The following is a 21,919-nucleotide window of genomic DNA, read 5'->3' on the forward strand; positions in this document are numbered from 1 at the left end:
TATTCAAGCATAGTTTAAGTGGTTTATACGCTACCACATTATGAGATATCTAGATATACTCGGTAAAGCAGAAGGGAGCGGCACTAGTGCCGCTCCCTTCTGCTTTAATTCGCGAGTTGTATAGTGTAAATAGCTACTTTACATCAACTTAATTTACGCGCAGCCAATAGGAGCCACCGTGGGTTTCAACCCCTTGCAAAGTGGGTTGCTGCCAAAGCGGAGTAAGGATGCCACTCAGCTCTGGGTCTTGACTAATAAAGTAGTTTGGCAGAATGGTTTCGTACTTGTCAGGATTAGCGAGTATGAAAGCTGCTAGCATGTATTGCTCGGAATACGCCCGGTCGCACATGAATTGCGGATAGTCGTAAGGTAAATAGATGTCGTGAATGTGCACTATGACACCGGGAGCCAAGCGAGGAAGCACCTCGAGGAAGAACACCATGGAGTCGGAGTTTGGCAACACCCGGTGCGAGTTGTCGATAAACAGAATGTCGTTGGCCTTCAGCGAATACAGGAAAGAGAAGTCAGTATCCTCGAAGGGTTTACGCACCACATGTTGCGCGAGTTGGTCTATTTCCGCCCGCGGATAAGGATCAATAGATGTAATCTGAGTAGGCAGGTGCTGGTCGCGGATAGCCTTAGCGGCTACTTTGGTGGAGTTGCCCGAGCCTACTTCTACATATTGCGCTGGCTTAAAATGCGCGAGCATTCCATAAATGGCTACTATATCGAGGCCTGGCAGAAAGGTGTTATTCCAGGCTGGCTGCTTGGAGTCAGTTTCGACTTTTGCGTCCTTCACCTGCTCGAAGATGGACTTGTAGGTTAGTATGCCGTTAAGTAGCTCCCGGTATGTTTCGCGGTGCCGGTTGATGAGGTCATAAAGGGGCTGATGGGGGGGCTTGCCATGACCGTATCGGGGCTCGAAGCTAACTTTATACTCTAAGAACAGATTCTGGTATTTGGGCGATACAAACTGATAGAGTTCCTTCAGCATGAGAGCAGGTAGTTACAAGAGAAGGCTGACTATCTCAACTAAGTCAGCAGTTGGCAAAACTACGGTTTTCTAAGTTTCTGTTTCAGTGAAACGGACATGTCATAAAAGCAAGTCCTTATTTTCCTATCGACTTGTTGGGGAGACATTTGGCTATTGTCAAACTTATACCGATATTTGCGCCCCTGTTTCTAGCATTGTAACCTCAACCTTCAAATATCATGGCCCGAGTTTGTGATTTGACCGGCAAGCGTACCCGCGTAGGCAACAACGTGTCGCACGCTAACAATAAGACCAAACGCAAATTCTACCCGAATTTGCAGAAGAAGCGCTTCTACATCCCCGAGGAAGATTCTTGGGTAACGTTGAAAGTAGCTACTAGCACCATCCGCACCATCAACAAGAACGGCATCATGTCGGTCCTGAAGAAGGCTAAAGAGCAAGGCTTCATCGTTTACTAGTCTCTTCGGCTTACCTAGAGCGAAAGAATAACAGACGCGTACCCGAACTGAAAAGCAATTTTTCGGTTCGGGTACGCGTCTTTGTTGTATCTGCCTAGCTTCGCTCTTATACTTCTGCCTTTCTTTATGAATCGGTTTCTCTGCCCGCTGTTGTTGGCCTTCGCCTTATGCGCCTCACTAGCTGATGGATATGCTCAACGGGCAGCGGGCCCCGGTCGCCCCACCGACTTCTTAGATCCAGCCTTTCATAAGGCCCGGCGCGAGTTGCTGCGACAAGCACTACCTGCGGGTTCAGTAGCAGTGCTGTTCGCAGCACCCGTCCGCAACCGCGCTAACGATGTTAATTATATATATCATCAAGCCCCCGATTTTTACTACCTGACTGGCTACGACGAGCCCGATGCCGTGCTAGTGCTCTTCAAGGAGCCACATGCAGTAGGAAGCCAATCAGGCATTACAGAAGCCTTGTTTGTGCAGCCGCGCGACCCTAAAGCAGAATCTTGGACGGGCCGGCGCTTGGGCGTAGAAGGCACAACGCAACAATTGAAGCTGCAGTACGTGGCCAACAACACCGATTTTGCCGGTACCGGCATTCGGTGGGCAGACTTTCAACGCATTCATTTCCTGGACTTGCCTACCGATGTACGAGATGATTCGCAGGACCCTGCCGACTTGTACGACCTTATAGCCAGTTTCCGCCAGCAGGCTGGCATTCCGGCCGCATATGATGCCAAGAAGGCTGATGTTTACCGTTCCGTTGAACAGTATGGTGTTACAAATGCACCCAAGGTAAAAGCCTACCTGGAAAACTTGATTAAGACGCAGCCAGCTTTAGCGGCAGATACCTACCTGCAGAATTATCTTCAGGCTACCACTGATGCCGAGCGCCAAAAGGCTGTAGCAGCCCGCCCCACCAGCCGCTTCGAAACGGCAATGCTTAATGAGGCACTAGATGAAATGCGTGCAGTGAAGACTCCTGAAGAGTTGAACCTGCTACGCCGAGCCGTCCGGATTAGCGCAATAGGTCAGCAAGAAGTGATGAAGGCCATGCGTCCTGATATGGGCGAAATGGAAGTACAGGGCCTTCATGAGTATGTGTATAAGCAATATGGTGCCGAGTTCGAAGGGTACCCCAGCATTGTAGGAGCCGGTAACAACGGCTGCATCCTGCACTACGAAACCAACGATAAGCCGCGCCTTGGCAACGACTTGGTGCTTATGGATTGCGGCGCCGAGTACCATGGATATACCGCCGATGTGACTCGCACGGCGCCACCCTCTGGCAAATTCAGCGCCGCCCAACGCCAGATATACGAAGTAGTATTAGCGGCCCAAGATGCAGCCATTCGGGAATGTAAGCCGGGCAATCAGTTTCAAGCTCCCAACAAGGCCGCGCAGCAAGTGGTAACAGAGGGGCTGATAAAGCTTGGCATTATTCAGAAGCCTGAGGAAATGCGCCGCTACTTTCCGCACGGCACCAGTCATTACCTAGGTCTCGATGTGCACGACCGAGGCAACTATGGCTCACTCAAGGCCGGAAACGTTATTACGGTGGAGCCAGGCATTTATATCCCGGAAAACAGCCCTTGTGATAAGAAGTGGTGGAATATTGGTGTCCGCATCGAAGACGACGTGCTTATCACTGCTACCGGTGCCGAAAATCTTTCCAAAGAGGCACCACGCACGGTAGCCGAAATAGAAGCACTGATGGCTAAGTCGAGTGCCCTCGATAATTTTAAGCTGCCAGCTTTGAAGTAAGATATAAGCGCTTCATTAAGCTGTGGAGCCGAATATTCTACCTATAGCTTATAGCGCTACCTTCTGAGTTGCTGAATAAAGGGAGTAAAACAAGTAAGCCAATGGTAGAGTAGTGAATGTCAAAGTGATATTCGCAACTACATTATTGACTTGAGTGTTTGTCAATTCCGAAAAGACCTGTACCTTTGCAGTCCTTAATCCCAAAAACCCCGTCGAGATGGCTAAGAAAGGAAACCGGGTGCAGGTAATCCTCGAATGCACCGAGCACAAGAACTCGGGTCAGCCGGGCACCTCGCGCTACGTCACCACCAAGAACCGCAAGAACACGCCTGAGCGCATTGAATTGAAAAAATTCAACCCCGTGCTCAAGAAGATGACCGTTCACAAGGAAATCAAGTAATTGAGTTATGGCTAAGAAAGTAGTAGCAACCCTGAAAGTAGCAGGCGGTAAAGACTGGGCGAAAGTTATTCGCGCCGTTAAATCCGATAAGACTGGTGCCTACACCTTCCGTGAGGAAATGGTGCCTGTTGACAAAGTGCAGGAGTACTTAAGCACTGGCGTTAAGTAGTTCAGCGCCCTCGTGGCCCCCTGACCGAAGTGAAGAAGTCCCGCCAGTGTGGGACTTTTTTGCGTTATATGTAGTGCGAAGCTCCAGCTTCGTAATCGTCGGACGAGTGAAACCACACTTCGTATGGGTACTCGTTTAACCGCCACCACGCTGCGCGAAGCTGGAGCTTTGCGTTACACCCTATCTCATGGGCCTCTTCGATTTTTTCAAAAAAGACAAGGAAAACAAGGAGCAACAGGAGTCGTTGGATAAAGGGCTGGAAAAAACCAAAACCAGCTTCTTCGACCAGCTCAGCAAAGCCGTAGTGGGCAAAGCTACCGTCGACGAAGCGGTACTCGACGACCTAGAGACCTTGCTAGTACACGCCGACGTTGGCATTGATACCACGGTGAAAGTCATCGACCGTATCGAGAAGCGCGTGGCCCGCGACAAGTACGTTAGCACCTCGGAGCTGGACCGTATTTTGCGCGAGGAAATTGTGGATTTGTTGCAAGACAATCGTACCTCCGGCTCTAACGCCATCCTCGACCGGCCCGACAGTCCCGGCCAGCCCTTTGTGATTATGGTAGTGGGCGTAAACGGAGTGGGTAAAACCACTACCATTGGCAAACTGGCCCATCGTTTTCACAGTGCAGGCAAAAAGGTAGTGCTAGGAGCCGCCGATACGTTCCGGGCCGCCGCCGTCGACCAGCTCATTATTTGGGGGCAGCGAGTAGGCGTACCCGTTATTTCGCACGGCATGAACACTGACCCGGCTTCTGTGGCCTACGATGCCATCAAGCAAGGTGTTGAACTGGGTGCCGACGTCGTAATTATCGACACGGCGGGTCGTCTGCACAACAAGGTGAACCTGATGAACGAGCTGAATAAAATCAAGCGCGTGATGCAGAAGGTGATTCCGGATGCGCCTCACGAGGTGCTGTTGGTGCTTGATGGTAGTACCGGGCAGAATGCTTTTCTGCAAGCCAAAGAATTCACGAAAGCTACGGAAGTATCGGCCTTGGCTATCACCAAGCTTGATGGTACTGCTAAGGGTGGCGTGGTCATTGGCATCAGCGACCAGCTGCAAGTACCGGTGCGTTATATCGGGGTGGGAGAGAAGATGACCGACTTGCAGTTGTTCGACCGGCGCACTTTCGTCAACTCATTATTCAAGAAGTAGCACACATCATAACAGTGTTGTTGCCCTCGACAAATTAAAGGACCTGCTTTAGTCGGAACGAAACGATAGAACGGATTGTCGTTCACAACCAGTTTGTTCCGATTAGAGGAGGTCCTTTGCTTCGCTCGGGACAACAAAAAATCAACGTATGAAAGTTAGAAGCCAGCAGGCCAATAAAGTCAATGTCATTACCCTTGGTTGTTCCAAGAACATAGTCGACTCGGAAGTGCTCATGGGGCAGCTCCGCGCCAACCAATTCGAGGTGACGCACGAAGCCGACAAGAGCGACGCCAACATTGTGATTATCAATACTTGCGGTTTCATCGATAACGCCAAGCAAGAAAGCATTGATACCATTCTGCGTTACGCCGACGAAAAGGAGGCCGGTAAGCTGCAGAAGCTCTACGTGACGGGCTGCCTTTCGCAGCGCTATAAGGATGACTTAGAAGCAGAGATTCCGCAGGTAGATGCCTACTTCGGAACGCTGGAGTTGCCGCAGTTGATGAAGACGCTGGAAGCCGACTACATGCACGAGCTAGTAGGAGAGCGGCTGCTGACCACGCCGCAGCACTACGCCTACTTCAAGATTGCGGAAGGCTGCAACCGTCCTTGCTCGTTCTGCGCTATTCCGTTGATGCGCGGCAAGCACGTAGATCGGCCTATCGAAGAATTGGTGCGGGATGCCAAACGCTTGGCGAGCATGGGCACCAAGGAGTTGATTCTGATTGCGCAAGACCTGACTTACTATGGCCTGCAAGCCTATGGCGAGCGGAAACTAGCCGACTTGTTGCGCCATCTTTCGGACGTAGACGGCATCGAGTGGATTCGGATGCAGTACGCGTATCCGTCGCAGTTTCCGTTGGAGGCGCTGGACGTAATGAACGAGCGCTCCAACATTTGCAAGTACTTGGATATGCCATTGCAGCACGTATCCGACAACATGCTAAAGACGATGCGGCGTGGCATCAGCCGACGGCGCACCATCGAGCTGGTAGATACCATCCGTCAGCGCGTGCCCACTATTGCTTTGCGCACTACGCTTATTGCCGGCCACCCCGGCGAGACGCAACAGGACTTTGAAGACCTTTACGACTTTGTGGAGCAAACCCGCTTCGACCGGCTTGGCATCTTCACTTACTCGCACGAGGACAACACGCATTCCTTCTCGCTGCCCGACGATGTACCGGCCGATGTAAAGCAGGACCGCGCCGACCAAATCATGGAATTGCAGCAAGGCATTTCGATGGAGCTAAACGAGCAAAAAGTTGGGCAGACGTACAAGGTGCTCTTTGACCGAAAGGAAAGCGGCTACTTTGTGGGTCGCACTGAGTTCGACTCCCCCGAAGTAGACAACGAAGTGCTGGTACCTGCCACCAAAAATACGTTCGTCCGCCTCGGCGACTTTGCCAACGTGAAGATCAACGAAGCATCTGATTTCGATTTGTACGGGCAACTCGTTTCGTAACTGATACTGTCTCCCAACAAAAAAGGCGCCCTTTCTATAAGGACGCCTTTTTTGTTGAGGTGGTGCTGCTTATGCAGAAGGGCTTCCTAAGTCCAATTGCATGAGCTGGCCTGATGGGGTAATGACTTGCTTCATGGCTTTGCCAGCTTGTTCGGTAGCGGGCTTGCGTTTGTTCTTCAGAAGCAGGAAATACTTTTCGAAGTAGGTGTAGCTTAACCAAGCCAATCCGGCGCTGAGCGGTAAGGCAATAGCAACCCGAATGACCGTATTGAGCGGAGTAGAAGGAATGTGCAGCTGGTGCGAGCTGAGGGCTAGCAATTCAAGCACGATACTGTGCAGACAGTAGAAACCATAGGTGAAGGTTCCCCAATACGTTAGGAAGGGAATGTTTTTGATTTTAAACCAAGACCGAGTAGCGTAATTCTGCTCTAGAATAACCAGGACAAAAAAGAAGGATTGGGTGATGTGCTGATCGGTAACTGCTTTTACTGCCGAAGGGAGAAACTTCTGGGGGCCTAACGTCAACAAGCCGAGCACATAAATACCCGTGATAGTCCAGCGCGACCACCCCGCTATGAATTGGCGGAAAGCCGGATAACGAAAACAAAGCCAACCTGCCCCGCCACCCATAGCCATATCCGACATAACAGCGAAAGTATGGCGGTAGGTCAGGAAGAAATTAGCTTGGTGCGTGAAGCGAAACCAGAAGGAAGCTGCCATGATCAGCAAAAACGCACCGGGCCGCCAACGGCGGAAAAGGAACATCAATAAGATGGGCCATACCAGATAGAATTGCTCTTCAACGGCTACAGACCACAACACAGCTAGGCTACCAGCGGCTGGCTGTACTCCCTTCCACACGGAGTCCATATTGCCCAAGAAAACCATGTGCAAGCCCAAGCTCGCGTTTTCATGATGGGACATATGGAACAAGTGCATGACAAGCGGATGCACAAAAAAACCATACACAATGACCATGTAAAATACAGGCCAGATGCGCAGGATACGGCGGCGATAAAAATCAAGAAGATTAATTCTTTGGTGCCGTTGTTCCTCGTCTAAGAGAAGATACGTGATCAGAAAGCCTGATAGCACGTAAAAAAAATTGACGCCTAGAGTGCCTTTATTGAAAACGCTAAACGCTGGGAAAGATGCTGACTCCCCAGGAGCAGTAGCTACGAGACCGTGAAAAGCAAAAACTCCTAAGCAAGCTAAGGTGCGTAATCCGTCTAAATTAGGAAAATAAATTTTGGGCTGTTGAGAGCTGGACTGCATAAACACTCGGCATTAAAACGTTTTAATGCTCAAATATTGCAAAAGTATATGGACTTGATGCAAAATAAATCGATTCTTTTTGCCTATAAATTCAATATTCATTAAATAGTTATATTGAATAGGCTGACTACATGGATTGAATACTAAAATTCAATTAATTCTACGTTAAAATGATGGCTATGGTTGCAGTTTTTGAGTAAGTTATGAGCACAGTCAATTTATCCTGAATCATTGATATATGATATATTTACTATATACAGGTAGTGATTCTGTGGCGTGAGATACCCTTAGTTGAAGCTGATCCCACAAATTGCCAGTTACTTTGTGGCGGCTGGCCGGTTATAGCCGAATTATTCCCCATTGTATGTCTGTCACGACCCTGCACTACGCCGATACCGGCGCGTTTTCTTCCTTGCTTACCGCTTATCTGGCCCGGCACGAAGCCTTGAGTCCTTTCTACCACCGCTTCCCAGCCCTCGATGAATTTGCGGCGCAAGTAGAGGAGAAAAAAGCACAATACACGCCCGAAGCCCGGCAGCGGCTGGTAACAGCCCTTCGAGAGCAATACGCGATTCTGCCCCACGTGCACGAGCAGGTGCAGTCAAACCTTGATTTGCTGGAAAAGGACACCACTTTCACTATCACCACGGGTCACCAACTCAATCTGCTAACGGGCCCGTTGTACTTCGTGTACAAAATAGTAACGGCTGTTAAGCTTAGTCGTCAGCTGAAAGAGCAATATCCGCAGTACGATTTCGTGCCGATGTACTGGATGGCCACCGAAGACCACGACTTCGCTGAAATCAACCATCTGCACTTGTTCGGGAAGAAGTACGAATGGAACTCCGCCGAACAAGGTGGGCCAGTAGGACGGCTGAAGCTCGATGGCCTGCGCGAAGAATTACTAGACCAGTTGCCCGCTGATGTGCCCGCTGCTTTCCACGAGGCGTATCAGGAGTCGGGCACGCTTGCCGATGCGATGCGCCAGCTCACGCACAGTTTGTTTGGGCAGTACGGCTTGGTTAGTCTTGATGCCGATAGACCCGAGCTAAAGCAGGCCTTGGTACCCGTACTGGAACGCGAAATTCTAGAGCAAGCCTCCAATAAAGCGGTGCAAGCTGCCAATGCGCAGCTGGAAGCTGCTGGTTTCAAACCGCAGGTGTATTCGCGCCCGCTAAACTTGTTTTTCCTGACGGATACTGGCAAGCGGGAGCGGCTGGAATACGATGCGGCCGCCGACTGCGTGCAAATAACCGTGCGCAACACCAACCGATGTCATACTCAGGAAGAGTTGCTGGAACTGGCTCGGCAACATCCCGAGCAGTTTAGCCCGAACGTGGTGCTCCGGCCACTGTACCAAGAGCTGCTCCTACCCAACCTGTGTTATATCGGGGGCGGAGCGGAGGTTGCGTATTGGTTTCAGCTGAAGCAAGTGTTTGCCGACAATCAAGTGCCGTTTCCAATTTTGCTGCTTCGTAATTCGGCTCAGTACATTGGGAAAGCCAGTGCGGGTAAGCTGCGCAAGCTCGGCCTGTCGGCCACGGATATCTTCCGGCCGTTGCCCGACTTGAAGAAGCAAGTAGGTGCATCGTTGGGGCAAGAAGAAATCAGTCTGGCCGCGCAGCAGCAGGCGCTGGCAGCCGTGTTCAAGGAAGTTTCAGACTTGGCCCAGCGCCTCGACCCTACCTTGGTGCGCACCGTAGCGGCCGAGCAGCAGAAAGCTGCTAGCAGCTTAGCTGGTTTGGAAAAACGCCTTAGCAAAGCGGCAGAAGCCAAGCACGAAACAGCGTACAGCCAGCTCGCTGCCCTCAAAGACAAGCTCATGCCCGATGGCCAGCTCCAGGAGCGAATCGATAACGTGCTCAGCATCCTAATCAACAACCCACAGTTTATCGACCAGTTGCTGGAGGCATTCGACCCGTTGGCATTGGAGTTCACTGTGTTGGAGGAAGAATAGAAGCGCAAGCCAAAGCGTATGTTGCCTAGTATGCTTAAAGCAGATTTGCGGCGCGCTGCCTTGGCGCGCCGCCGCGCGTTGCCGGCCAACGAATTGGCACGACGAAGCGCCGAATTGCAGAAGCGCTTACTTGAAAATTTCGCGGTAGGAGCGTGGAAGTGGCTGCACGTATTTCTCCCGATTCCGCAGCAACACGAGCCCGATACTTGGCGCATAATTCACCGAATTTGGGAGCGGAAGCTACCTGTACAGCTCGCCGTGCCCGTGGTACAGCCTGATGGCCAAAGCTTGCGCCATTATCATCTCACTCCTGCTACCACCTTGGTTGGGAACCGATGGGGCATTCCTGAGCCAGTTGGGGCCGCTGAGGTTTTTCCGCAACAGTTTGATGCTGTACTAGTGCCGCTCCTGGCCTTCGACGAGGAGGGCCACCGGGTAGGGTACGGCAAAGGATTTTATGACCGGTTCTTGCTGGAATGTCGTCCTGAGGTGCTTCGTATTGGGCTAAGTCTAGAGCCACCCGTTCCCAAAATCACGGATGCTTGGTTGGGTGATGTGCAACTCAACGCGTGCGTGACACCCGAAGAGGTGAGGTGGTTTTAGAAGCAGTAAGGTTGCTACACGAAATACAGTAAACAGCGCCTGAATAGCCAACAATAAGCAGCTGCAGCGTGCCGTTGCTTGGGTGTTCATTCACTATATACTGTTCTTGTTATGGCTGAAATTCAATCCTCCGCTCCCGCTGGCCGCGGCACCAAGCCCCGCCGCAAAAAAATGTCGACCCGTATCGACATGACGCCCATGGTCGACCTGGCCTTCCTGTTGCTCACCTTCTTCATCCTAACGGCTTCATTCAGTAAGCCTACGGTGATGGAACTAGCTATGCCTGATGGCAAGGGGCCTCGCACTCCTGTTTCTGAAAAAGTGGCGCTTACCCTGATTCTAGGCAAAAATGGTCAAGTACATTACTTCTTTGGCCTGAACACCGCCGCCAATCCGGCTACGCTGCACACCACTACTTTCGGCTCGGACGGGTTGCGGCGGGTACTGCTTGAGCGGCAACGGCAGTTGCCAGCGCCTACCGTGCTTATCAAGGCCAGTGAAGATGCCAAATACCGGGAGCTAGTGGATGCACTTGATGAGATGACCATCACCGATCAGCAGAAATATGCGTTGGTAGACTTGTCTGCTGACGACAAAAAGCTGCTGGAAGACAATTCGTTATAAGTATTGGCAAACTAGCCGCTTCACTACTGTATCAGTGGGAAGCGGCTAGTTTGCCAACTCGGTAGCAGCTATAGCCAAGAGTCGTTACCGCCAAGAGTTGCACGGCATACGCGCCGTTTAGGAGCAACTGGTAAGGATTTATAGAAGAGGTAAGTTGTGAGTCAGTGGCATTTAAAGGTGGGTAAACTGTCCAGCCAACCATGCCGCTCGTAGTCAGCGAGGAAATCAAGAGGGTAACTATACCGATCAGTAGCGCGCTAACTGCTGCAAGCAACAGGTAGGTCTGAAGGGGATACTGACTTCGCAGCAGCATAAGAAAGCCAAATACCAAGAGCAGAAGCAGAAACAATACGCCTATCAGGAGCAGGGGCTGCACCACGAAATATGTGTTGTGCAATTGAATATCCAGCTGCGGCTGCAGCAGCAAGCCGAATCCTAACGAGATTCCTGCCAGCAAAACTGCTAGCACCAACGACACCAACAACCAAAGCAGCACCGGCCGTACCATCTTCAAGGGCATTACGGTGCGACTGTTGAAGGCGGAGAAACTGGCTGTACATCCACCTGCTTGATGCGTGCTTGCCCCCACGGTGCAATGCTGACTTGCACCCGCAACGTTTGCTTGGGTTTCAGCTTGCGGCCAGTGTCCTCGGGTACATAGTACCGCTCGAAGCCGTAACGCAGGCGTATACTGCGCCGAAAGGCATCAGCCACCCAACCCCGGAGCACTACTTGGTTGGCAGGCACAGTGGGCTCCTGCGGATACACCCCGACGGCTTCGTAATTGCCTTGCCGAGATTCTAGCACCACGTACACGGCCTGTTTACGGCGTGGCATATCAGGGCCGCGCCACAAGTGACCGGGAATCTGGCTGATGCTGTAGTTTAGGTTGAGGTAGTCGCCGTAGAGTAAGTCGCGCGGGTCGACGGGGGTACTACGCAGCGTGATAGTACGGCCAAAGGAAGCCGTAGCATAGCCCGCCGCCGCCACCGCCAGCACAAACAGCACTTGCGCTACTACCAACCACCGCACACCCTGCCGCCGGCGCGACTCCTGCATTTGCGGCAGCGGGGCGAGGGTAGGCAGGACGGCAGCAACCGGCGTAGCGGTATTCGAAGGGACGGATTCGGGAGAAGTCGGCATGAGTTAGTCGGGAGCTTTCACCGAAAATGTTTGGGTGGCACGGCGACGCAAAAACCACCATAAGCCGAGCAGCAATAGCCCGCCCAGCAAGAAAAACAGCGACTTATCCATAAAGCCCCACGTGAGCTTGAAGTAGGCAACGGCCGTTGTCAGAATAAACAAGGCAGTGCCCAGCGTCACGCGGTCCGGGTTGTGCTCGTTGTGGGCGCGGGCCAGCACCGACCCCGAATAGGCGTACAGCACCACCAGCGTCGCTACGGCCAGCGGCAACCCGCCCGGCAGGTAAAAGCCCGGCAACAGCAGAAGCCAGTCGGTGGCACTGCTCAGGCGGCCTCGGGCACGCTTGCCCCAGAGCGACAGGGCCAGCACCGCCCCCAGCGCCGCCAGATAGGCCAGCAGCGGTGGCCGCAATTCCCCGGCGTACGTGTCTGCCTCGCCGAACAAAGCCAGCCCAAGCGTAAACAAGAACGCGGCTACTAGCGGTGGACCTTGCAGAGCGCGGCCGGCGGGCCGGTCGGTTTGCCAATCACCTGCCGCATAAATCAACATAGCTGGTACAAAGAACCACGTGATTTTGACGTGCAAGTGGTTTACCAGCAAAGCTGTTTGCCAGAGCAAGCCCGTGGCCAATACGCCTCCCAATAGCGAATCGGGGCGGCGCCACCAGTAGTAGCCCAAGCCGCCCGCCGTGAGAGCCGCCGTGAAATAACTAAATACACCCAACTGCCCCGTGTTGTAGCCCTGCACTATGCCCCAATAACAACGGTGAGCAGAAACACGAACTGGCTGCGGTATAGCCACGTCAGCAAGATGCCCACTACGGCCCAGGCTAGTAACCCGGTAAGATCGTAACCTATAATCTGATACATCTGGCTGGTAAGCACAATGCTCGCCCCAAATAGAATCAGCCCCAAGCCTACCAAGCCCATGCCCAACGCCTCGTACTGACGGCGCAGAAAGTATTCGGCGGCGGCGTAGGCGCCCGTCAGGGTTCCTAGTAGTAGCCCAAGCCGCATGAGTTCCGGCATTTCCTGCCAGTTGGCCGCCACCACACTCAATGCACTCAGCCCAATAAGTAAACTGCCCAACAAGGGCAATAATCCGATAGCACGTTGTTCGGCCGGGTAAAGCGCCAGCAGTTGAGCATGCTGTTCTGGACTAATGATGCCTTTGCGCACCCAATCTAACCCGTCCGTTTCTAATAATTTTCGACTCATAGATACTGCAACATACGCAGAAGGTATAATTGATAAGCCTCTCCGACAACGCACACGTGCTATAGCGTGGTACGCAGCGCAAGTAATACTCTAAACGTTGCTTTCTCAGTTAGTTTGGGCTGAGTTGCTGAAACCACTGCACCTCCACGTCGCGGTACCATTCGGTGTGCTTGGAAACACAACCGCAGGCTGGACACCAAGTGTCGAGCCACTGCTTGCGGCAGTTGGGGCATTGGCCCGCCGTATCAAAGGTATGCCACTGATACTGGCAGGTGCATTGCCAAACCTTCTCGTGGCCGGTGGGCTGCCAGTTACACTTCGGACAAGCAATAATCGGTTGATAGTCAGCCATTGGAAAAGAGAATAGGTTGCGATAAAAAGTGCGACTTACCACGCCGCTCATAGCGGCTTTCTAGCCCGCGTCATTTCGCGCTTGCCGGGAGGGCCCGGAATTTTCTCTACCTGCCAGCCCGCAGCTTTCAGGCTGCGGCGGAAGCTGCCTTTGGCGCAGTAGCTCACCAGCACACCACCTGGCGCTGTGGCCGTGTAGAGTTGCGCAAATACTTCGTCGCTCCACATATCCGGCTGCTTTTCGGGGGCAAAAGCGTCGAAGTACACAACGTGGTAGGTATCGTTGGGCAGGGGAATATCTTGGAGGGCGCCGGCAATCTTGTAGAGTGCAAACCGGGGCGTAAGTACCGCGAAGGTATCCCAAGCGGCGCTGTGCAATTGCTGATGATAGTCGAGCAACTCCGGATTGAGCACGTACCGCTCCACGCCAAGCTGCTCGATGACAGCAGGCGGCAGCGGGTATTTCTCAATGGTATCGTAGCGAATAGGTTGGAGACTAGCCAAGCTGCGCTGCAACGTTAGCAAGGCGTTCAGCCCCGTACCAAACCCAATTTCCAGTAGCCGCACCGCGCTGGTAGCACTTGCTAGTATAGGTTCAAGGCCTGCCCCTAAGTATACGTGCTGCGCTTCCTGCACAGCCCCGTGGGTGCTGTGGTAGTGCTCGTCTAGCTCGGGTACGTACAGCGTGCTAGAGCCGTCGGCCGTGACGCGGACTTCTACATGAGGAGTAGTCATGAAAGAGGAACTGATGGATAAAGTGTAAAAGAGGCGCTAGAAAGATATACGTTACAAGATGTAGAGCGGCTTGTTTTTGGGCTGGTCCGTATGCCAATAGCAGCTCAGTGCTTCATTTTCATCTATGCTTTCCTCATGGCTCGCGTCAAAGTAAATCTACCCGAAACCTTCCTGCTCTCGGTGGCCATTCCCGTCCGCATCACCGACCTCAACTACGGCGCCCATCTCGGCAACGACTCTCTGCTCGGGATACTGCACGAAGCGCGCGTGCAGTTTCTTCACCACGTAGGTCAGTCGGAAGTAGACCGTGCGACTGGTCAAGGCTACATTATGGCCGATGTGGCTATTGAGTACAAGGGCGAAGCATTCTACGGCGACGTGCTGCACATTCAGCTGGCCGCCAGTGACTTGCACCCCTACGGCTTTGATGTGGTGTACAGCGTCAACAACCAAGAGGGCCGCGAAATAGCCCGCGCCAAAACCGGCATGCTTCGCTTCGACTACAATACGCGGAAGCTGTTGCGTTTATCAGAGGAAATAACGGCGCGATTAGGTAGTTAAGCTTCTGTGGTCAGCAATCTAATATCTTTCACTACCACCGCTTTCTCATGCATATGCCCTCATCCACTCGGCCACTTAGCCTGCTATTCTTACTAGCTAGTTTACTTCTCTCGGTCGTAGGGCAGGCAGTTGCTCAAAGGCCAACTCCCAAAGCGGGTACCCCGGCAAAACTGCCCGTAGCTCTCGATTCCTCTAAGGTCTACAACTTTGTGGAGCGTATGCCGGAATATCCGGGTGGCGGAATAAAAGTCTTCACGACTGAGTTTCTGCGCGAATTCCGAAGTGCTAGTGCCTCTGCAGGTTGTTCTGCTCCTTCCCCAGTTTTTGTAAGCTTGACCGTTGGACCCAGCGGCACCATCTACGACGTTAAAAGCGTTAAAAATTGGTCTGCTCAACAAAATTTACCCAAGCTGTCCGCAGCGTGCGAAACGGCGTTAGTGACGGCGGCTAGCAAACTGTCCCGCTTCACACCGGGCATGCAAAACCGCCGCCGAGTGGCCGTAACTCTCACTGTAAAGCTAGGTGAAGGAACGCCTTAAGAGAAGTTAGTTTTCCGGAACCCAACTGCCTCACGCGTTGTATCTTTGCAGCTATGATGATTGACCTGCCTGTAGTTTCCAAACGCGACATTCGCAAAATCAGCCCCGACGAGCTCAAAACCTTTATGGTTGAGCACGGCGAAAAGCCGTTCCGCGCCAAGCAGGTGAGCGAGTGGCTGTGGAAAAACACGGCCTCCTCATTCGAGGAGATGAACAACATTTCCTTGGCTACTCGCCAGTTGCTGGCCCAGCACTTCGTCATCAACGGCGTGACGGTGCAGAACAAGCAACTCTCCAACGACGGTACCATCAAGTCGGCCTTCAAGCTCTACGATGGCAACATCGTGGAAGGCGTGCTCATTCCGCACGACACGCGCATGACGGCCTGCATCAGCTCGCAGGTGGGTTGCTCGCTCACGTGCAAGTTCTGCGCCACCGGCTACATGGACCGCAAGCGTAACCTCGACGCCGCTGAAATCTATGACCAAGTGGTACGCATTAAGGAGCAGTGCGAAGCCGAGTATGGCACGCCGCTCACCAACATCGTGTACATGGGTATGGGCGAACCCCTACTCAACTACGCCAACGTGGTGAAAAGCATTGAGCGTATCACCGCTCCCGACGGCTTGAACATGGCTCCCCGGCGCATTACGGTAAGTACTGCCGGCATTGCCAAAATGATCAAGAAGTTAGCCGACGACGACGTGAAAGCCAATCTGGCCCTGAGCCTGCACGCGCCTAACGACGCCAAACGCAACGAAATCATGCCCATCAACGAAGCCAACTCCCTGGGCGCGTTGAAAGAAGCTTTACAATACTACCACCAGAAAACGGGCCGTAAGGTAACTTACGAATACATCGTATTCGAGAACTTCAACGACACGTTGCAGGATGCCGAGGAATTGCTCCAAATTTCGAAGTGGTTGCCTTGTAAGGTGAACCTCATCGAGTACAACCCCATTGAAAACGCCGACTATCGCAACACCGGTGAGGCGAAGCTGATGGCATTCTTGAAGTACCTAGCCGACCGGGGCGTACAAACCAACCTGCGCCGCAGCCGTGGTAAAGATATTGATGCTGCCTGTGGGCAATTAGCTGTGAAGGAAAAGTCTGAAACAGCTTAACCCTGCTTATTTAGCTATTGCATCAAAACCCATCTGAGTTAAGTAGTTTGGGCATTGATCAGCCATAAGCATGGCTATTTTACGGCCTACACCTTCCATATGAACTTTGTTGCCAATAGCTTTAAACCCATAGTAGTTCGATAGGGCTTCTATATGCTTGAGTACAGCACCTTGCATAACCGTTTGCATTACTTCTTTGCGCTCGGCAATTGAGCGATTTATAATAGGGTTTTTGGCGTTTTCTGTATCCAGACGCTGACAGATTTCGGTTGACACGATCATCAAAACTGGCTTTTCTTCAGCCGTAATGGTAGGCAAGTTCTTTACCTGTGCCATGCCGATGCTCATGATCAATGGCTGGCTTATTGGGCAGTCCTTGACCATCAACAATACTACTTCGCGCCCAACTACTTCCCCAAACTTGCGCGGATTGTTGATTTTGTTAATGGTCATAAGAGCTGACATCTCGTCAATATGCTCTCGTATGCTACTTTGAAGAACTTCCGCAAACAAAGATTGAGCGTCGGCAGGTGAAAGTTTGCTTAGAGGACTTTTTTTGTCTTCGTCAGCAAGTTTCGAGCAGACTGTTTGAGAAACATGTTGCACAAGCTGCCTTTGGCCCCTAAGTGTATCAGCTGTAATAGATATGCCGTGTGCGTGTCCTCCCAATAGAAATAGCAGAGAGAATAAGGCTATTGTATATAGTTTTTTCATCTACGCAAGATACTATATAAGCGAAGTATAAATAACATAAAAGTTCTACTGTGTTAGATAAATACAAGTAGTGCCTATCGAGACAGAAGCGGTGTATATACACAATAGCAAGCGTAGCTTAGCAGATTCGAAAATGATTGGGAGGAAAGTCCCATAATGCTCTTGCCAGAGCTAAAGTCAGGGTGTGATAAGTTGATAAGGATACGAAAACATAATCTAATCCATAAGGCTAGGGAAGCGTATGATTGCAGCCTGTGCCTAAGCTAAAGCGACAGTTCGTAGAGCGGGCGCTAAAAGCCCACAAGTTGCTGTACCTATATTCTGAGTATCTACTAAGGTAGAGACATTCCATGCGCTTCTGACGCAGCAAAAAGCTCTTTCATCATTTGCTGAAAGGGCTTTGCTATTTGTTAGTGTATTGTTATCCTGCTAGTAGCACTTACTTCTTGCCAAAGCGGTATGCAATTTCAACATAGGCTGGGTAGAAGCCGCCTACGCTAGTTCCATACACGAAGCCAAGACTGCCGCTCAGGCGGGTAGCCGCCAAACGCCCACCAATCAATCCGAGAAAGCCATCGCCGGCAATGTATGTTTCGTTTAACAACGAAAAACGGCGTGATATACGTGTTGCGCCGCCTACCACCACGATAGGTGTACTTTCACGCTCGCCCTCGACAAAAGCATATCCTAGTCCCAGCGTAGCATTGTTGTCAGCACTACCATAGGTTGCTACTCCGTATCCAATTCCGGCGCCACCACTTTCTCTAAAGCCAAAGACTCGCGCATAGAGAACCCCACCTCCTAAGTTAAACTTTTCGTTTATAGGTACACTCACCTTAGGGGTAACAGCTACAACTCCGGCCCCAAGTCCTGGAATGACAGGCAGTAATACACCGAGCGAAACATTGTCGGTGATGCCATAATTGGCGCCAAATAGAAACAAGTCGATATTTTGCACGTAACCTTCTCCTTTGCGCAAGTTTCGGGCGGTGGGCGCGAAGAACACGCGCGTGCCATTACCAACTGGCTCCCAGCCACGCTGAGCTTGTGCAGTTGAAAGGAGCACTATCCGGCGAATGTTCAGTTTCTGTACGGTAATACGACCTAGATCCGCAGTTGTAAAATCTAACTCGGTTTCCCGTTTCGCGACTAACACCCCAACGAAAGAACTGCCCGATACCAACTCAACAGAGTAAGTCTGACCCAGTGAATCAGCACGCGCACTGCCTGGTTGCTGACTTAAAGTAGTTTTTAACTCCTGGTTGCGACGCTCAATTGTATTGCGCACCTCCTCGAACTCACGGGCCGTGAAAGGGCGCATTCGCTCATCACCATTGCTTAGGGTAGTTTGTAAGGTAATAGATTGGGTACTGTCGAACATTTTAAAACGAAGGAAGCGAGCCTCCCGAAACATATCAGCCGAGTAATAAGGAAATAGACCGTATGCTATTTTCTCTTGCTTGTCGATGGTTTCACCAACGGCAGGGTGTACAATTATTACGTTGGAATTGTCTTGTTGAGCGTGTGCCACAACACCGGTCAAGCATCCTATAAATGCCAGAACCAATTTCGTTTTATAAAACATAGTGTATCCTTGATAAATGGGTAGGTAAACCTACCATTTCCAGTATACACTCAAGCCTTTGCTTGCAAAAAAACTATTTGAAAACTAGACAATTAAACAGCACAATAGAATGCTGAATCCTGGGTTCAAAACCGGCTTTGTAAGCTGATTGCAGGGCTTTATTATGCTGAAAATCTGACTTTTCAGTTTCTCCAACGGCCCACAGCCCGGGGGCGGCCCGTTGAGATTTCCTCGTTTGATTCGCCTTCGGGTACTTCGCGGGTTTCAATGCGCACGGCGTGTGCTTTGGGTTGCACTTTCTGACCGAAGGCATCGGCGAACTCCTGCGTAAACTCTGCACCGAAGAAAATAATGAGCGACGAGTAGTTCACCCACAGCAGCAGCACGATAGCCGAGCCAGCCGCACCGAAGGCCGAACCAGGATTGGACTGAGCAATGTAGAAGGCAATCAAATACTTGCCTACCAAAAATAGCAGGGCCGTAATGAATGCCCCAACGCCTACATCGCGCCAGCGAATGATGGCGTCGGGCAAAAAGCGGTAGATCAGTGCGAACAGCAGCGACGTGATAAAGAGCGAAAGCGCGAAGTCAACGAAGTGAATCAGAATAATGGTGACTTCTGGTAAGAGCCGTTGCAGATAGTCGGTGAAGGAACTGAGGACGGCACTAATAACGAAGGAAATAAGGAGTAAAAGCGCTACACTTAAAATAAGACCGAAGGAAAGGAGCCGGTCTCGAATGAATTGCCAGATTCCGCTCCGGGGTTTCACGCGCAGATTCCAGATGTCGTTGATGCTTTCTTGCAGCGTAACGAAAAAGGTGGTGGCTGCGAAAATAAGCGTGCCGATTCCGATAATGGACGCAATGCCGCTTTTCTGCTGCTTGGTAAACTCAGCAATGGAGTCCTGCAGAAATTTAGCTGAATCGGCGCCTACAAGGCCTTTCATCTGCCCGTACACCTGCCCCGTTATGGCTTCGGCACCAAACACTGAACTGGCCACCGTGATGACGATAAGCAGCAGGGGTGGCAGCGAGAAAATAGTGTAGTAGGAGAGGGCTGCGGCATGGCGAAACGAGTTGTTGGATATAAACTCACTGCCCGTTGCCTTGAGCGTATTGATGATGTCGGAGAAGCGGTAGTGCGTGGCCATAAAGCAAGTGATTCAGAAGAGTCGCTTCGACTAGTACGGTCTTACGGCCCTGACGTTCGATGCAGCAAATCAAACAGTAGACGTTTGCGCAGATCAGTTGAGCGTATTAGTTAGGACCAGAGGATATTTTTTCTTTGTTTTAGACTATGAACGTCCTCCATATCACCCGTCGGCTAGCTGCGCTGTGGCCGGCCTTGTTGCTTGGTAGCCTAATGGCTTGCAACTCCTCCACCAACGAGAAACCTGCCGCTACGGGCACGGCGGAGACGCCCACTGCCGACAGCACGGCTTCGTATCCAGCCGCCGAAGGTTTCGACAAAGCGGGCTCTGACGAACGAGCGCAAGCCCTCGCCGACCAAGTGATGCGCCAGATGGGTGGTTACTCGGCCTGGCAGCAAACTCGGCTGTTAGGTTGGGATTTCCTCGATGGTTCTTATCAGTTATGGGACAAGAAAACCGGCGACTTTCATTGGCAGAAAGACAGCCTAGTGGCCAACTATAATCTGAACACCAAGCAGGGCCACGCCTACCGCGACGGTAAGGATATTTCCGACACCGAAGAAGGCAAGAAGCTGCTCGACAAGATGTACCCGATTTGGGTGAATAACTCGTGGTGGCTGCTAATGCCTTTCAAACTCAAGGATTCGGGTGTCACGCTCACCTACAAAGGCCCTGGCAAACTAATGGATGGCACCACGCCGGCCGAGGTGCTGAACATGACCTTTAAGAACGTCGGTGTTACGCCCGACAATAAATACGAAGTCCTCGTCAACCCCCAAACTAAGTTGGTGGAGGAGTGGGCCTACTACCCGAAAGCCACCGACGCGCAACCGGCTTTCCGCCGCCGCTGGTCGGAGTACAAACAGTATGGTCCGCTGAAGCTCGCCACCGACCGCACCGATGGTAAAGACGGCCGCCGCCTGGACCACGTGTATGCCAGCACCGATGTGCCCGCCGGCCTCATGGACAGCAAAACACCTGTAACTAAGTTGTAGCAACTACTGCTGTACTCTGTACTAAAGCAACGAGAGGAATCAAGCTAGTAGTTTTCAAGAGCTAGCTTAGATTCCTCTCGTTGCTTATAGTGCGGAGCGTAGAGTGTAGTAGGAATACGCTTTCCATCTGAGGCTAGGGTCTACCAACTACCTATGGTTTGTCGGGGCTTTGGCGGTGTTTGTTGAATTCCCAGGTGAGTGTTTCGATGGGCGCTTCGCGCAGGGCCTTAGCTAGTTCGGCGTCATCTTTGAATTGGAGCTGATGCAATAGGCTGGCTTCCACGCTCACCGTGAACTGCTTTTCCTGAAAAGGCCAAGGATGTACCGTAAGCGGGCCACCATCTACGGGGCGCATCACGTCGTAGCGTTGGCCGTCCATGCCCGTGTAAATTTCGAGGGCGCGGCTCATTTCGGGTAGCTCGTGACGGCAAAGAATGAGGCTGAGCCGGTCGCACCAATGCATGAGGTCGTAGGCTTGTTGGGCTTCGGCTCGTTGGAGGTGCAGCTGCTTGATCCAGTTTTTCTGATCGGCTTGCTGCTCGTCGAGAAAGGTATCAATGGTTTTGTTTTGACCCCGCAGGCTTTCGTAGAGCTTGCTCACATGCATGCTGGTAAGCAAGCTACGCCAGCGGCCCTGAAAGCGAGCCGCGTGGAGTACGCCCTGGGCCTGCTCTAAGGCAAATTCCTTCATCGTAAAATTGGCGGGGGCGCCAGCGGGCGTCAGGCCGTAGTGGCCGTCCCAGTCGCGTTGTTCGTCGTCGTGTTGGGCTATGGCCGAAAGGATGCCCACCCATCGGTCGGAAGGGCCGAAGGGTTGCCAATGCCACGCTAGCTGAGCGGCTAACTGGCCATGCGCCTGCTGGTAGATAATCTGCCAGCCATCGGCGGTATAGTTTACGATCATGAGTTGCGGAGCCAGAGCCGATTATAAGCCAGGTT

At 52.0% G+C, this 21,919-nt stretch carries 25 protein-coding genes; 13 read left to right on the plus strand and 12 right to left on the minus strand.

What is annotated here, in order from left to right:
* Positions 1–148: 148 nt before the first annotated feature.
* Positions 149–994: a class I SAM-dependent methyltransferase gene (locus tag MUN86_RS00515; protein ID WP_245120578.1), complete on the minus strand. Its 846-nt coding sequence runs from the start codon at positions 992–994 to the stop codon at positions 149–151.
* Between the two features lie 218 nt (positions 995–1,212).
* On the opposite strand from MUN86_RS00515, the gene rpmB reads away from it, so the two are divergent.
* The 6 genes from rpmB (at position 1,213) to rimO (ending at position 6,406) form a co-directional block, all read left to right on the plus strand.
* Positions 1,213–1,452, plus strand: coding sequence for a 50S ribosomal protein L28 (gene rpmB / locus MUN86_RS00520; protein ID WP_022825070.1), 240 nt, complete (start codon positions 1,213–1,215; stop codon positions 1,450–1,452).
* 126 nt (positions 1,453–1,578) lie between these two features.
* Positions 1,579–3,210 carry an aminopeptidase P N-terminal domain-containing protein gene (locus MUN86_RS00525; RefSeq protein ID WP_245120580.1) on the plus strand — a complete coding sequence of 544 codons (1,632 nt, stop codon included), beginning with the start codon at positions 1,579–1,581 and terminating at the stop codon, positions 3,208–3,210.
* 217 nt (positions 3,211–3,427) lie between these two features.
* Positions 3,428–3,610 carry a 50S ribosomal protein L33 gene (gene rpmG, locus MUN86_RS00530; protein WP_227610342.1) on the plus strand — a complete coding sequence of 61 codons (183 nt, stop codon included), beginning with the start codon at positions 3,428–3,430 and terminating at the stop codon, positions 3,608–3,610.
* A gap of 7 nt (positions 3,611–3,617) precedes the next feature.
* Complete coding sequence (locus MUN86_RS00535; protein ID WP_022825072.1) at positions 3,618–3,779, plus strand: DUF4295 domain-containing protein; 162 nt, start codon at positions 3,618–3,620, stop codon at positions 3,777–3,779.
* Positions 3,780–3,966: 187 nt separating this feature from the next.
* Positions 3,967–4,941 carry a signal recognition particle-docking protein FtsY gene (ftsY, locus tag MUN86_RS00540; RefSeq protein ID WP_243799022.1) on the plus strand — a complete coding sequence of 325 codons (975 nt, stop codon included), beginning with the start codon at positions 3,967–3,969 and terminating at the stop codon, positions 4,939–4,941.
* Between the two features lie 148 nt (positions 4,942–5,089).
* Positions 5,090–6,406, plus strand: a complete 1,317-nt coding sequence (gene rimO, locus MUN86_RS00545; RefSeq protein ID WP_245120582.1) for a 30S ribosomal protein S12 methylthiotransferase RimO — start codon at positions 5,090–5,092, stop codon at positions 6,404–6,406.
* A gap of 69 nt (positions 6,407–6,475) precedes the next feature.
* Here rimO and MUN86_RS00550 read toward each other — a convergent pair whose 3' ends face one another.
* On the minus strand, positions 6,476–7,681 hold the full coding sequence (locus tag MUN86_RS00550; protein WP_245120584.1) for an acyltransferase family protein: 1,206 nt from the start codon (positions 7,679–7,681) through the stop codon (positions 6,476–6,478).
* A 364-nt stretch (positions 7,682–8,045) separates the two neighbouring features.
* Here MUN86_RS00550 and bshC point away from each other — a divergent pair, with 364 nt between their 5' ends.
* The 3 genes from bshC (at position 8,046) to MUN86_RS00565 (ending at position 10,865) form a co-directional block, all read left to right on the plus strand.
* A complete protein-coding gene (gene bshC / locus MUN86_RS00555; RefSeq protein ID WP_245120586.1) occupies positions 8,046–9,638 on the plus strand; it encodes a bacillithiol biosynthesis cysteine-adding enzyme BshC in 1,593 nt (530 codons plus the stop codon).
* A 30-nt stretch (positions 9,639–9,668) separates the two neighbouring features.
* Complete coding sequence (locus MUN86_RS00560; RefSeq protein ID WP_245120588.1) at positions 9,669–10,241, plus strand: 5-formyltetrahydrofolate cyclo-ligase; 573 nt, start codon at positions 9,669–9,671, stop codon at positions 10,239–10,241.
* Positions 10,242–10,352: 111 nt separating this feature from the next.
* Positions 10,353–10,865: an ExbD/TolR family protein gene (locus MUN86_RS00565; protein WP_245120590.1), complete on the plus strand. Its 513-nt coding sequence runs from the start codon at positions 10,353–10,355 to the stop codon at positions 10,863–10,865.
* A 31-nt stretch (positions 10,866–10,896) separates the two neighbouring features.
* Here MUN86_RS00565 and MUN86_RS00570 read toward each other — a convergent pair whose 3' ends face one another.
* The 6 genes from MUN86_RS00570 to mnmC2 form a co-directional block, all read right to left on the minus strand.
* A complete protein-coding gene (locus MUN86_RS00570) occupies positions 10,897–11,385 on the minus strand; it encodes a hypothetical protein (protein ID WP_245120592.1) in 489 nt (162 codons plus the stop codon).
* Positions 11,385–12,008 (minus strand): GDYXXLXY domain-containing protein, encoded by a 624-nt coding sequence (locus MUN86_RS00575; RefSeq protein WP_245120594.1) that lies wholly within the window; start codon positions 12,006–12,008, stop codon positions 11,385–11,387. Before MUN86_RS00575 ends, MUN86_RS00570 begins: the two co-directional genes overlap by 1 nt.
* Positions 12,009–12,011: 3 nt before the next feature.
* Positions 12,012–12,755 (minus strand): hypothetical protein, encoded by a 744-nt coding sequence (locus MUN86_RS00580; protein ID WP_245120596.1) that lies wholly within the window; start codon positions 12,753–12,755, stop codon positions 12,012–12,014.
* Positions 12,755–13,225, minus strand: coding sequence for a DUF2157 domain-containing protein (locus MUN86_RS00585; RefSeq protein WP_245120598.1), 471 nt, complete (start codon positions 13,223–13,225; stop codon positions 12,755–12,757). Before MUN86_RS00585 ends, MUN86_RS00580 begins: the two co-directional genes overlap by 1 nt.
* A 109-nt stretch (positions 13,226–13,334) precedes the next feature.
* Positions 13,335–13,577, minus strand: coding sequence for a hypothetical protein (locus tag MUN86_RS00590; RefSeq protein WP_245120600.1), 243 nt, complete (start codon positions 13,575–13,577; stop codon positions 13,335–13,337).
* A gap of 47 nt (positions 13,578–13,624) precedes the next feature.
* Positions 13,625–14,311 carry a tRNA (5-methylaminomethyl-2-thiouridine)(34)-methyltransferase MnmC2 gene (mnmC2, locus tag MUN86_RS00595; RefSeq protein WP_245120602.1) on the minus strand — a complete coding sequence of 229 codons (687 nt, stop codon included), beginning with the start codon at positions 14,309–14,311 and terminating at the stop codon, positions 13,625–13,627.
* Between the two features lie 135 nt (positions 14,312–14,446).
* On the opposite strand from mnmC2, the gene MUN86_RS00600 reads away from it, so the two are divergent.
* The 3 genes from MUN86_RS00600 to rlmN are packed head-to-tail and all read left to right on the plus strand — an operon-like array spanning position 14,447 to position 16,535.
* The gene (locus MUN86_RS00600; RefSeq protein WP_245120604.1) at positions 14,447–14,872 is read left to right on the plus strand and encodes a thioesterase family protein; all 426 of its coding nucleotides are present in this window, start codon (positions 14,447–14,449) and stop codon (positions 14,870–14,872) included.
* A 53-nt stretch (positions 14,873–14,925) separates the two neighbouring features.
* The gene (locus tag MUN86_RS00605; protein ID WP_245120606.1) at positions 14,926–15,411 is read left to right on the plus strand and encodes an energy transducer TonB; all 486 of its coding nucleotides are present in this window, start codon (positions 14,926–14,928) and stop codon (positions 15,409–15,411) included.
* Between the two features lie 56 nt (positions 15,412–15,467).
* Entirely contained in the window at positions 15,468–16,535 is a 1,068-nt protein-coding gene (gene rlmN, locus MUN86_RS00610; RefSeq protein ID WP_375379484.1) for a dual-specificity RNA methyltransferase RlmN, read from the plus strand.
* 6 nt (positions 16,536–16,541) lie between these two features.
* On the opposite strand, the gene MUN86_RS00615 is transcribed toward rlmN, so the two are convergent.
* The 3 genes from MUN86_RS00615 to MUN86_RS00625 form a co-directional block, all read right to left on the minus strand.
* Positions 16,542–17,249: a hypothetical protein gene (locus tag MUN86_RS00615; protein WP_245120610.1), complete on the minus strand. Its 708-nt coding sequence runs from the start codon at positions 17,247–17,249 to the stop codon at positions 16,542–16,544.
* Positions 17,250–17,688: 439 nt separating this feature from the next.
* Positions 17,689–18,834, minus strand: coding sequence for a hypothetical protein (locus MUN86_RS00620; RefSeq protein WP_245120612.1), 1,146 nt, complete (start codon positions 18,832–18,834; stop codon positions 17,689–17,691).
* A 182-nt stretch (positions 18,835–19,016) separates the two neighbouring features.
* Positions 19,017–19,985 (minus strand): YihY/virulence factor BrkB family protein, encoded by a 969-nt coding sequence (locus MUN86_RS00625; protein ID WP_245120614.1) that lies wholly within the window; start codon positions 19,983–19,985, stop codon positions 19,017–19,019.
* 146 nt (positions 19,986–20,131) lie between these two features.
* On the opposite strand from MUN86_RS00625, the gene MUN86_RS00630 reads away from it, so the two are divergent.
* Positions 20,132–20,980 carry a hypothetical protein gene (locus MUN86_RS00630; RefSeq protein WP_245120615.1) on the plus strand — a complete coding sequence of 283 codons (849 nt, stop codon included), beginning with the start codon at positions 20,132–20,134 and terminating at the stop codon, positions 20,978–20,980.
* Positions 20,981–21,131: 151 nt separating this feature from the next.
* Here the strand turns inward: MUN86_RS00630 and MUN86_RS00635 are convergent, their stop codons facing one another.
* Complete coding sequence (locus MUN86_RS00635) at positions 21,132–21,884, minus strand: DUF3891 family protein (RefSeq protein ID WP_245120617.1); 753 nt, start codon at positions 21,882–21,884, stop codon at positions 21,132–21,134.
* Positions 21,885–21,919 lie beyond the last annotated feature (35 nt).

Source organism: Hymenobacter volaticus, from assembly GCF_022921055.1.
Taxonomy (GTDB): domain Bacteria; phylum Bacteroidota; class Bacteroidia; order Cytophagales; family Hymenobacteraceae; genus Hymenobacter; species Hymenobacter volaticus.